At 45.3% G+C, this 12,168-nt stretch carries 10 protein-coding genes; 1 reads left to right on the top strand and 9 read right to left on the bottom strand.

The features are described from left to right. Positions 1 to 52: 52 nt before the first annotated feature. Complete coding sequence (locus MSL71_RS15290) at positions 53 to 346, top strand: hypothetical protein (protein ID WP_180141882.1); 294 nt, start codon at positions 53 to 55, stop codon at positions 344 to 346. A gap of 467 nt (positions 347 to 813) precedes the next feature. On the opposite strand, the gene MSL71_RS15285 is transcribed toward MSL71_RS15290, so the two are convergent. The 9 genes from MSL71_RS15285 to MSL71_RS15245 all read right to left on the bottom strand — a co-directional run bounded on the left by MSL71_RS15285 (position 814) and on the right by MSL71_RS15245 (position 12,079). Beyond that, on the bottom strand, positions 814 to 1,260 hold the full coding sequence (locus MSL71_RS15285) for a DUF3795 domain-containing protein (protein ID WP_180141880.1): 447 nt from the start codon (positions 1,258 to 1,260) through the stop codon (positions 814 to 816). Positions 1,261 to 2,234: 974 nt separating this feature from the next. Further along, the gene (locus MSL71_RS15280) at positions 2,235 to 2,795 is read right to left on the bottom strand and encodes a tetratricopeptide repeat protein (protein ID WP_180141878.1); all 561 of its coding nucleotides are present in this window, start codon (positions 2,793 to 2,795) and stop codon (positions 2,235 to 2,237) included. A 174-nt stretch (positions 2,796 to 2,969) separates the two neighbouring features. Further along, on the bottom strand, positions 2,970 to 3,176 hold the full coding sequence (locus tag MSL71_RS26955; RefSeq protein ID WP_425484430.1) for a DUF1877 family protein: 207 nt from the start codon (positions 3,174 to 3,176) through the stop codon (positions 2,970 to 2,972). Continuing rightward, positions 3,109 to 3,369: a DUF1877 family protein gene (locus MSL71_RS26950; RefSeq protein ID WP_180141874.1), complete on the bottom strand. Its 261-nt coding sequence runs from the start codon at positions 3,367 to 3,369 to the stop codon at positions 3,109 to 3,111. The genes MSL71_RS26955 and MSL71_RS26950 overlap by 68 nt, the downstream gene beginning before the upstream one ends. Positions 3,370 to 3,763: 394 nt before the next feature. Next, on the bottom strand, positions 3,764 to 4,321 hold the full coding sequence (locus tag MSL71_RS15265) for a hypothetical protein (RefSeq protein WP_180141872.1): 558 nt from the start codon (positions 4,319 to 4,321) through the stop codon (positions 3,764 to 3,766). 1,007 nt (positions 4,322 to 5,328) lie between these two features. Next, complete coding sequence (locus tag MSL71_RS15260) at positions 5,329 to 5,745, bottom strand: heavy metal-binding domain-containing protein (protein ID WP_180141870.1); 417 nt, start codon at positions 5,743 to 5,745, stop codon at positions 5,329 to 5,331. A 212-nt stretch (positions 5,746 to 5,957) separates the two neighbouring features. Next, the gene (locus MSL71_RS15255; protein ID WP_180141868.1) at positions 5,958 to 6,626 is read right to left on the bottom strand and encodes an outer membrane protein assembly factor BamB family protein; all 669 of its coding nucleotides are present in this window, start codon (positions 6,624 to 6,626) and stop codon (positions 5,958 to 5,960) included. A gap of 150 nt (positions 6,627 to 6,776) precedes the next feature. Then, positions 6,777 to 8,948, bottom strand: a complete 2,172-nt coding sequence (locus MSL71_RS15250; protein ID WP_180141866.1) for an SEC-C metal-binding domain-containing protein — start codon at positions 8,946 to 8,948, stop codon at positions 6,777 to 6,779. A gap of 1,418 nt (positions 8,949 to 10,366) precedes the next feature. Next, positions 10,367 to 12,079, bottom strand: coding sequence for an FAD-binding oxidoreductase (locus tag MSL71_RS15245; protein ID WP_180141864.1), 1,713 nt, complete (start codon positions 12,077 to 12,079; stop codon positions 10,367 to 10,369). Positions 12,080 to 12,168: the final 89 nt, after the last annotated feature.

Genomic DNA, 12,168 nt, shown 5'->3' with positions numbered 1-12,168 from the left:
GGCACACTGAGTGCACCGACATTCCACACACAAAAATAAACGGGAGTTCCTCATGATCTCATCGGATAGCCAACCCGGCCGCCGCATGTTTTCAGGGTCGGAAATATCTGAACTCTGCGATGCCATCAAAGACGTACACCGTTTGCTTACATCCGTGGGTTCGTTCTTTTCCGAACTGGAAGATGCCGAAGCCCCGGGGGGAAACGGCCTTCAGATCGATTTTAAGAAATGGGGCCTTCGCACCATCACCGAAGACCTTCTGGATCGTCAATACCAGGCCGTGGATCGGATTGTGTCGTTTTACAGGGCAGAGCAGGAGAGGATGGCGGCGAAGAGGAGGGGATAAAGCCCGCAGGGCTCAGGGCATTGCGGAGCGGGAGGCGCTATATGCTGGTGTGAGGGGGAGTGACGCGCCTGATGGGCACGCTCCGTTTTGCCCGTCCTGCGTGGTTTGGTGAAATGATGGTTTGTGTGCGGTATTGTTGGAATAAAGCGTGTTGTGAGGCTTTGGGGAGGCGGGTGTGAGGGTGTTGTTGAGCTTGAATGTCCATTAATTTTGATCTTTGGTTTATCGGGTTAACGGGACTTACAAATTTTACTGGAAAGTAACATATCGACATTCAAAATTCAGACCTAACCCAACATGGAGACACAGGGATTACCCATACAAAACAGCGACGACCCAGAAATCCCCGGCTACCCGAATAAGTTTTTTTGAAAACCTATAATTTTGAAGGTATTATATAAGGCTATAAGGTGCTAATATTTAGACTTTTTATATTGCATGGTGTTGTAAAATATTATTTATAGTATTCATTTGTAAGAAGAACACTTCTTGCATTTTTTTAAATACCAAGAGTATTTTGAGCCACACTTGCACTCCCAATTTTCACGTTGCAAAGCAATCCATTCGCTTGTACCAATTTCCTTTAACAAAAGTAGGTTTTTTATTGCTTCATAATGATGAGGGATTCCGTCATTGTTGAAATTTTCAAGTTTTATGCATGGAAATTCATTGCATTGACTACAAAATTCAATTTCTTTTTTTTCAGCGCAATCTTTAATTTCACATTTTCCACATTGATTTTCTAACCTACACCCTGGACAAAATTCTAAAGGGAGATCTCGAAATTTTTCATATTTTGCAGGCATACATTCAATGTGATCTCTTTCATTCGTATCAAAGGCAACTTTGAAGCTACAAGCCCCACAATACAAACCACAATACAAACCACAATATGCTATCAGTTTATTGGGCATTCTCTTTTATTCCAGATATTTAAGGTCGGTTTAAGGCTTTATTTTAAACATAAGGCGTGTTTCATCTGCCTGGCGCAGAAGCACTACAGGGGGTGATATTTGACAGCCTGCTCGAAATAAAGGCAGCCGATAAACCGCGGTAGAATCCGGTCGGCTTGAAGGTAATTGTATACACCCGGCATGGGCGTAATTTTATGATGTGTAAGGGAAGTTCTCTATGCGTGAATCATGTTGACCAATCAACGGCTTAGCATAAGCGCTATCCAAATACAAGGACGGCAACGTGAGTTTCGTCTGGAGGAGATGGAGCAGAACGGAATCACGAGCGTCAGCGAGAACGACCGGAGGGAGTGGTAACTCTACGGCAAATCTACGAGCCGACGAACAGAAACAGCATATAAGGCCAAGTCGCTGGATGAGTCAGCACAACATGACGAAGTCCAGGATTCGAGGGGATATGGTAAATGCTGCGGTTGTGTAAAGAAAGATTACGTTCTTACACCCCTCAAGGGGGTACTAAACTGAGTCCGGGGAGGCCTGTTCGACTTTGCGGCCGTATGGCAGCGCTGATTGTGGTAACACAGGCAGTGATGGAACAGGAATCAGCAGAGGTCATAGTATGTGTAGGAATACGTCATTGACGGAGTGACGTTTGGAAACGAGCAGCGAGACACCCCGAGGTAATCGCAGGAGGACTCACCCTGCCGAAGGACCGAACATGAGGAACAACGGTGCAACCATGTGTGCTGTTGCTACAATAAATCCGACAGGAGGAGTATGGAACAGGCGCGGCGTGGGTTGCGTGCCCTTGAAGGGTTAAAAGTGGAAACCGTCATCTTGATATAGGGTTAGCTTTTAACATTTTTTCCTGGCTACGACCCGGATATCTTGGTGAAACGCCCGGTGCGGACCCGCATGCCGGGTGGTGTGGGGGCTGGGGGAGAAACCCCCGGCTATCCGATTCGCCGATATTTTTAATAAATAACATATTGTAAACCTGGGGAAGAGGACCTTCTTGATGGGCCTTCTTTCTTAACTCGCGTAGATTGTTTGGCTACATAACATCTAAGAGAGGTTGAAGGCGTGGGTATGAGAGTTTCGGCTTTATTATAAGACGCAATAGCGTCATCACCCATGCCCATTCTTTCGCAAGAAACAGCGTATTTGAAACACGCAACAAAGTTGTCCGGAAAATCTTTTAGTGCGGCGGTTAATTTTGCATGGGCAGAGGCCGGGTCTCCCCATTTCAATTCTTGCCTCACTTTCTTTAGCCGAATCTTGAGTTCTTGATTCTCCTCTCCACGTATAGCAGACCGCTCAAGGAACGAAAATTCAAATTCACCACGGCGTTTACCCCAAAAATACGAAACAATATAAAACTGATAAATGACAACAAAGCATATTGGGAAGGACATTGGAGAAATCAAGGATATGCCCACCCTAATTGCAAAAATCCCGAGAACAAGTCCAGTGCCTGCAGCCATTAAAGAATTAACGGCCCAGAAATAAACGTAGTGCCCTAGTTTGACTCTCATATTGTTTTGTCCAGTTCACATCATGGGTTCCAAGGCGAACGCCATACTTCACCCGACGGGCGCGGGTACATGACGGTGTTTGATATTTGAAAACTATCGGCCAACGAACAGGGCCGAAAAGCAGCACTTGCGGTCGGTCGGCGTGCAAGTGTTTGTTCGGCTTTACTCCTATATTCATGATATATAAATAATCATTGAATAATTATTATTTGCAGCCTGATTGTAATATGAAACAAGCTTCAAATAATAATCAAGAATTGGTTCGACAGAGCATTCTCCCCATTCGGTAAATTCGGGATAAATTTCATGGTTGTTAAAACTTAAAGGACTGTACACTCTTCGTATTTGTTCTACAGAAAACCGATTCAACTCTTCGGTGATATCTCAGAACTTCTGAAGAATTTAATAGCATAGGTGGATCATACCCCATATTTTCACCAATGGGTTTTCCGCCTAAAACAAACTTTTCTAAAGGTGAATTACCACCTTCAAATTTACTGTTAACTAAAAAGTGAATAGCTTGCCAGTACTGATCAACGGATAATTCCTTTGATTCACGAAGTTGGTCGATCATCGGAATATATGACTTCACCACACCAAATTTCACTTGTAATTCGAAATTAAGATCATTTATCAATTCTGAATTGGAGTTAACTTGGTTAAGGTCATTCTGGTATTTTGTATTCTGCCTTATTTGTTAATTCTCTAAATAACGTATGTATTGGTCAAGGGATGTTATGTCAGCTGAGATTGAACCAACTAAGTAGTTAACAAAAAAAGGATACTCCAAAAGGAGTGGTACAATTTTTTGAGGAACAGCTTTGAAATGGCCATGCATTCCCATGGTGTAGATCCTTGTGTTGTAGAAGCCGAACGCGTGGCTATGCCGACCCAAAAAGCTGATAGGGGTAGCGGGTGAAGTTACGAAAGACTTGGCCAGCTTTTTGGGGGCGGCCATGAGTCAATTGTTATGTTTTTATAACGCTTTTGTCTACAGAGTGACAACGACCTAAGTACCAACCAAAAAGCCCCGGAGCACCCCGAAATAGAAAAATACCCAATGAAAAATTTGCCACTGCCCCAACAAGCCAGGGCACATAGCTCGAAGGACTCATTTGAATGTCAATATTTGAAGGTGTGAAATAATAAACAGAAAGATTCGTAGAGAGCGTTAAGAAATCGATGAAGCCACGAGAAATGTGATATAACCCCAAGATACAAAAGAGCATTCGGTATATTAGTATTTCTGTCGAGATAGAGCTAATAGAAAAGTATTTTTGTGAAATTGATTCCGTCTTTTTTAGAAGTGCGATTCCAAATATTAACATAAAAGCTGGCCCGATAAGGGAACTACACAGTACGATAATGCTATCGAGGCCTAACTCGTGACCAAATTGACGATTTATTGTGTTGCCAATAATTCCAAGACTCTCACTCAAGAGATTGATGCCACAAACGATAGCAGCCAAACCAACACTAACAATTCCTGCGCGAGCCAATATCGCTGCCTTATTTTCCGTATCCATTATTCAGGTTCCTCAATATGGATTAACAATAGAGTGTACTGAAACATAACGCTGAATTAACCGCGCGGGCGACGAGGGCCGACACCGGTAAATAGTTTAAATTATGTAAAAACCGAAGGCGCTCGCCAAAGAGCAGCTGTAAGCCCGTCCGGTGAAATGGCTTGTGTACGACCGACATGGGCGTAATCTTATGAGATGACCCGGAAGTTTAAGCGGGAGGTCCTCTTTGCGTGAATCCTGCTTACCAAACAACGGTTTAGCATAAGCACTATCCTAAGACAAGGGCGGCGCCGTGAGGTTTCGTCTGGAGGAGATGGAGCGGAACGGAATCACGAGCGTCAGCGAGAACGACCGGAGGGCTTGGTCACTCTATGGCAAATCTATGAGCCGACGAACAGAAACAGCATATAAGGTCAAGTCTCTGGATGAGTCAGCACAACATGACGAAGTCCAGGATTCAGAGTGATATGGTAAATGCTGCGGTTGTGTAAAGAAAGATTACGTTCTTACACCCCTCAAGGGGGTACTAAACTGAGTCCGGGGAGGCCTGTTCGACTTTGCAGCCGTATGGAAGCGCTGATTGTGGCAACACAGGCAGTGGTCGAACAGGAGTCAGCAGAGGTCATAGTAGGTGTAGGAATACGTCATTGAGGGAGTGACGTTTGGAAACGAGCCGCGAGACACCCCGAGGTAATCGCTGGAGGACTCACCCTGCCGAAGGACCGAACATGAAGAACAACGGTGCAACCATGTGCTCTGTTGCTACAATAAATCCGACAGGAGGAGTATGGAACAGGCGCGGCGTGGGTTACGTGCCCTTGAAGGGTTAAAAGTGGAAACCGTCATCTTGGTATAAGATTCGTTTTTAACACTTTTTCCTGGCTACGGCCCGGATATCTTTGTGAAACGCCAGGTGCGGACCCGCATGCCGGGTGGTGTGGGGGCTGGGGGAGAGAAACCCCCGGCTACCCGATTATATGTCTGTTCTCAGAGTTGAAAAAGCCAAATTAGATGTCTTCCAATAACACAGCTGTACCCGTGTATATTGATTGCGATACTTGCCACCTTGAGCCTTGTTTTTCATACGTTCCAGTGTTTAGTTTAACATCTACAACGCCATTTGCCCCTAACTGCCGAGCTTCATTTAGGAGACTTAGTAGTGCTTCTTTTTCACTTAGTTCGAACTCCGCAGTCCCTGTAGCTTGCGTTTTAGAGATACCACGTACACCGCCAATAACACTGAGAACTTCACGCCCTTCAATCTGAGAGCCAGTAATAAAAACTATGTCCTTTCTGGCTTGAATCAATTCCATTTCAATATTAGTTATACTTGTTATTGCTGCTTTGTCGCGCTTTTTGTTCGTAGTAAAAATGGAAACAAAAACCAAAAAGATAAAAACCGATATGAAAATTATAAGACCCACCACAAATTAGCTCCTTTTATTACAACTATGATTATGCTAAGACCACAAACAGCACATTTCAATTTTATTAACAAGTTAATACTGCATTCAAACGTTCCTATTGATCGAATACAGAGATTTAAAGACATATAACGCTTAAATAACCGGCGTTGCAAAGTTGCGGAGCGAGGAACGAGCGGAGCAGCTTTGTGACGTCCGAGTTTATTTTATTGTCATCTTTTTGTTGTTAAAACATTCGGAATATCAGTTGTATAAGAACCGATTTCTTCTCCATTTGTTGCTGAAACAATTTTGATTAAGCCATCTAAATTTGTATAAAAGATCTCACCATTTTTGTGTGAAATTTGTCCAATGGGAATATTATCATATGTTTGAACAACCCAAGATTTCTCACCATTTTTCATGTCAATGGCCGAAATCTCACCATTGTTTCTAATGAAAATGAAGTTATCATCGAATGTGTATGAAAAATTTATAAATTCACATTTATTATCCCATAGTAGTTCACCGCTAAGACGATCTATTGCATAGATTTGTGTTGACCCAATTATCAATACCATATCTTTTGTTGAAATTATCTGACTTCCAGTGACATCACTTATTTCAGTCCGCCAATTTTCTTTTCCATTCGATTTGTCAATTGAATGAATAAAACTTTGTGAACTTAATGTTTTTTGATCAATTATCTGAGAGGTAAAATATATATTTTTTGAATCAACTGCTAATGAACAGTAAATAACAGAAGGAAAGGTAGAGTTGTCCTTTGTTCGCTCAATACGATCATAAGATATAATAAATTTTTCAAGCAAGATTGGCGTCAAATAGTACAATATGACAACTGAAAATGCGCCACTCAAAAAAAGGGTAATGCTTTTAATCATTGGTATTTGACCCTCTATTCGGTTTACATCATGATTGTGTAAGATAACGACGCAAATAACCGGCTGCCAAAAGGAAGCAGAGCGAAGCGGCGCGACTTTTGGCAGTCCATGTTAATTTGCCTTGTTAGGCACAAAATCAATTGTTCTATGTTAATTAAGACAACATTTTTTGTATTTTTTTCCGCTTCCACAGGGACAGGGTTCATTTCGTCCTATTTTACGACCATGCCTTTTTTTTGTTCGGAAATTGAACTTCCTTCCATTGCTTAAAATCTGAGGAGCAGGTAAATCTTTTGTCAATTCATCCATTTGATCTGACTGCTCCCAGTCGAAGCTCAACTCCAAACCAAATTTAATCCTTTTGCTTTTGGGAACGATACATAACCCAAACCAAGTTTTAGCTTTAAGAGCATATTTCCTTTTGTGGCAATGATTCCTTAGCCTTGGGGCACTAACTTCTGACCTATCACTATTGCAATGGATCGTTAGCCCACTTTGTCCCTTATCAAAGCCTAACGTGAGGTCGTGATGTTTACTATCTTGCATGTGTAAATTGCATAAATGATCTATACTATTATTTATTTGGTTTACCGTGTCACTGCTTAAGGATAGCAGCATAAAACCAAGGTCAATAGTGGCAGGGTCATCCAGATTATCTATTTCATTAATAATCTGGCCAAAGGTTGTACCCCTAAATTTTGTCAGTATTCCATCTGGTGTATCTACACCAGGTGTTTTGTACCTTCTGTTTAACATAGATAGATCTAAATCTGCACAAATGTCATCTCCTAATTGGATCATTGATACATCGTTTTCTATCCAGAGGTTCTGCTTAAGATGATAAGACAGTATCGTTAGTTCATGATTAGATAAAATTCGCTCAGAATATGTAACTCTTCGGTTGATATAACTCAAAAAATATAGTGGGGACTGTAACATTTCAGTCATTACGTCTAAAAGAAACACATCCATTATAAATGGAGGCATAATTTCATTAGTCGTATTGTACTTAAGAAACTGCCGTGCTTGAAAACTAAGTGCCGGATAATGATCTGAAATAACACAAAACGGATATATTTCGCGATAATTTCTATTTAAGGTTAACTCATTACCATCCGAATCTATTAATTTATAATTTTGATCGTTTAAAAACTCTGAACAAGAAAATGCTTGATCGTATGCGTCTTGAACTGCTTTTTTAAAATCTTCACGAAGACAATTATCATTACCTTTTCTGGCGGCTATTGTGAGTTTTTTAGACTTTGCTTGTAACACAATAGCGCGATTGGAAAAGACAACAAGAACATCTATCTCTCCAACTCTTGTTTTTTTATCTTTGTAAATATCTATATTTGTAAAAACACGGTTCTCACCAAATACAAGTTTTAAACGCTCCTCTGAAAACTTCTCTGTGAACAAGCCTCTATTTTCTTTGGCTTTATTTTTATAGCCTTTATCATCGTTAAACCAAAAGAAAGGAGTTTCATACATAGCTTCTACTAAACTGTAGTTCTGAAAAAGCAGATATTCAGTGTCGCTAACTTTTATTATTGGATAAGCATTTAGAGGATTAAAATCATCTAAGGCGGCAAAAGTATTATTGTCGATACTCTCAGGAACTACAAAAGACTCAATGAAGGATTTTGTAATACTTATTTCGATGCCAGATAATTCTGAAAGTTCTTCCGCAGTAAAAGTGAAGCTCGGATAAATTGTCCATTCATTAGGATGTTTTTCTGTTAAAGCCGGAAATACTTTGTTGATTTTGTTATTTTGTAGCTGCCCAAGCGAAGATACTAAAATCCAAGCCTGCTCAACTGAATACCCTTTATTGTCTTGAAACCATTTACTGTCATGTTTATACTTAATTAATGAAAGGTCTTTATATTGAAAGTTATAAGCTGATTCCCCACCATAAAATATAGATTCTCTGAGCATATCCCCATTCTTAAAAGGATTGAAGTCAGGATCTGATAGTTTATTTGGATCAATTAGTTCCTTAATCGGGGGCATCATAGCCTTGTGAAGTTCAAGTAAAAGTGCATCAGTTCTGTCTATGTACTCTTGAATTTTAGCTGGCCCAGGATGAGTAGTGTCGAGTGTCGTTTTGCAAGCAAGACCTATGATCGTTGATATTTCTGTCCGTACAAGCCTTTCTGTTGTATACTGGCGCAATACATCATCAACATTCATTTCATCAGTATAACCTATTGTGTTATCTCTAAAACAAAAGTAAGCAATTGCATGTACATAACCTGAAGATTGGCAAATACTTTCCAATTCGCTAAATATCTCGTTTTCAGTCCGTTTTTCTGATTCCATCGGTATTATCCCTACAAGATATATATTGGTGCCTAACATATATTATGGTGCATTAATCGCTCAATAAAACGATCAAATGCATCATAAACTGTCATTGACGTGGGCTATTGTGCCTTTTTGCGCAATAAAGTCGGTATATCTGTGAACAAGTGCATTTTCCAGTTTGATTGTCCTATGTGCTGTTTTTTTGCGGTCGCAGTTGTATTAACTCCGAGTGTTCTATCGAAACAGGGCAATACCTGAAATTGACACAACATTTCAATTGATTGTCGTCATTAGTCATACGCCTGAAATCGTGAATTTTCAATTTAAAACGAGTTTTGATTTTTTGGGTGTATTGTCGGGGAATATTTGTGTTTGACTGTGACGTTGGGAGAAGGGCGGGGCGTTAGATGGGCACGCTTCGCTTTGCCCATCCTACGTGGGGTGGAGGGGTGTTGGTTTGGGGGGGGGGCGGGAATTGTGTGGGGTCGTAACCTATGGATTTTGTGTCGGTATGGGCGGGGGCGGGCCTGGTGTGAGGGGGCTCGGGGTGCTCGATGGGCACGCTCCGCTTTGCCCATCCTACGTGGGGTGGAGGGGTGTTGGTTTGGGGGACGGGAATTGTGTGGGGTCGTAACCTATGGATTTTGTGTTGGTATGGGCGGGGGCGGGCCTGGTGTGAGGGGGCTTCGGGGTGCTCGATGGGCACGCTCCGCTTTGCCCATCCTACGTGGGGTGGAGGGGTGTTGGTTTGGGGGGGGGATTGTGTGGGGTCGCAACCTATGGATTTTGTGTCGGTATGGGTGGAGGCGGGCCTGGTGTGCGGGGGCTCCGGGGTGTTCGATGGGCACGCTCCGCTTTGCCATCCTACGTGGGGTGGAGGGGTGTTGGTTTGGGGGGGGGCGGGAATTGTGTGGGGTCGCAACCTATGGATTTTGTGTCGGTATGGGTAGGGGCGGGCCTGGGGTGAGGGGGCTTCGGGGTGCTCGATGGGCACGCTTCGCTTTGCCCATCCTACGTGGATCGGCGGAATGTTGGCGTGAGTACACGGGGGGGGGAGATGAGTTGTCGACACCCTAAAAAGAAAACAGGCGGACTCTGGGAAAGTCCACCTGTTCTCTAAGGGGGAATGCTGTTGATGAGGGGATTTACTTCGGTATTTAATATAGGTGAAATCAAGGGAAGGGTCTATGAAGTAAAAGACTCAAATTTATGGGGTTTTCTCCTGGGGTGCCGGGGTGATGTGAAGGCATTGGCCTTGCGCAGAAAACGAACGGGCTCGTTGCCATAAAAAAACCGCCTTCCGGGTGTGGGGTCACCCGGGGAGGCGGTTTTTTGTTGGGAGCGGGGGCACAGGTCCCGATCTCCCTTAGCCCGGATATCTCATGGGTACAAGCTGTAACTTACTGCTATTGGGGTGCTTCGGGCAATTCGGGTCAGGGCTCTGTGGGCTCGTCCAGGCCCAGGGTGCCGCCGGGGTTCATGATGTTGTTGGGGTCGAAGTGTTTTTTTAAGGCTTTCAGGGTGTCCATCTGGCCCTTTCCGAGGTGTTTTTCCATGAGGGGGGCCATCATGCGGCCTACGCCGTGGTGGTGGGAGAGGGTGCCGCCGTTTTCCTCGATGCTTTGGATAATGCCCCGTTGAAAGGTCACGAACTCATCCCGGGTTTCGAATTTGCCGATGAAGATGAAGTAGAGGTTGGTCCCCTGGGGGTAGATGTGGGAGCAGTGGGTCATGCACAGGGTGTCCGGGCGGTTTTTGATGAACTGGCGCACGCCCATGTGGACCTGGTGCAGGTTGTCCCACTTGACGCCGGTCTCCAGGGTGTCGATGACCACGCCGTAGTCGTTCAGGTCCTCCCGCAGGTACGGGTCGCTGAAGCGGCCGTGCTGCCAGAGCTTGACGGGGTAGCCGGTGAGGCTCATGGCTCCGTTGGCCTTTGCGATGCGGCGGACGTTTTTACAGACGTTTTTGGAGAATCCCTTCTCCCCTTCGGTGTGGCCGAGGAGCAGGCAGCGCTGGCCGGATTTGTAGCCCCGAAACGTCATGAAGGTGTCCAGCGGGGTGCCTTCGATGCCGTGTTGCTTGAGGCCGATATAGGTCTCTTCCGGGTCGGAGATGCGAAACACCGAGGGCATGCCGCATTCGGCCTGGGAGATCTCTCGGGTGGCGTTCACCGCGTCCTGCCAGGTGGGGAAGATGAAGCTGAAGCGTTTGCGGGTCTCGGGGGTGTGGCGGAACACCTTGAGGGTGGCGCGCGTCAGGACCCCGTAGGCCCCTTCGCCCCCTTTGAGGATGTCGTTGACCATGGGGCCTGTGGCGGTGCTGGGAAAATCGAGGGTGGTGATCTTACCCGCAGGGGTGACGCAGGTCTGGCCCAAAACCAGGTCCACGGCGTCGCCGTAGTAGGAGGACTGCTGGCCCGATCCTTTGGCCGCAATCCAGCCGCCCACGGTGGAGAACTCGAAGGACTGGGGGAAGTGGCCGCAGGTGTAGGTGTGGCGGGTGTTGAAGGTGTTGGGGGCGTTGTTGAGGAGCTCTTCCAGGGCCGGGCCCATGATGCCGCACTCCACGGTGATGGTCTGGTTGATCTCGTTGAACTCTACCACCCGGGTCATGTGGGTGGCCATCACCAGGGTGACGCCCCCTTTTTTGGGTGTGAGGCCCAGGGTTACGGAGCTGCCGCCGCCGAAGACGTGAAGGGGGATCTTTTTCTCGTGGCAGAGGGCCACGATGCGGGAGATCTCCTCTTCGGTGCGGGGGTGAACGATGAGATCCGCTACTTTTTCGGGGGTTCCATCCCGGAGGGCGTAGATCTCCTCCATGGTTTTTCCGGTGGAGTATTTCACCCGGTCGTAGTCGCTCACAGAAACGTTTTCCTCGCCACTGATGGCGGTGAAGGCCTCCATGGTTTCTGGATCGATGGCAGGGGTGTTTTCACCTAAGGTGACAAGGTCGTCGCCGGAGGAGACCGGGGCGGTAAAGGCGTCGTCCGAGAGGCCGAAGGTCTCCTTCAGCATGGCGTACAGCTTGGCGTTGGGGTGCTTGAACCCGTCCGGGGCTCCCCATTTGAAGATGGATCGCCAGCTTCCGGGTTCCGGAGGGGTGGTTCGCCATTGGGGCTCAAAGGATGGCTTTTTTTGTTTCATGGCAGGTCTCCTTGGTGTGTTGATATCTGTGTGCGTGAGCATATTTTTGAAAGAACTTGTTAAAGGCCCATTTTTTTACCCCGGGCAAC

The organism is Desulfoluna butyratoxydans (assembly GCF_900699765.1).
GTDB classification, from domain to species: Bacteria; Desulfobacterota; Desulfobacteria; order Desulfobacterales; family Desulfolunaceae; genus Desulfoluna; species Desulfoluna butyratoxydans.
Note: the sequence above shows the minus strand (reverse complement) of the source record. Positions and strands in the feature narration are given on the sequence as shown.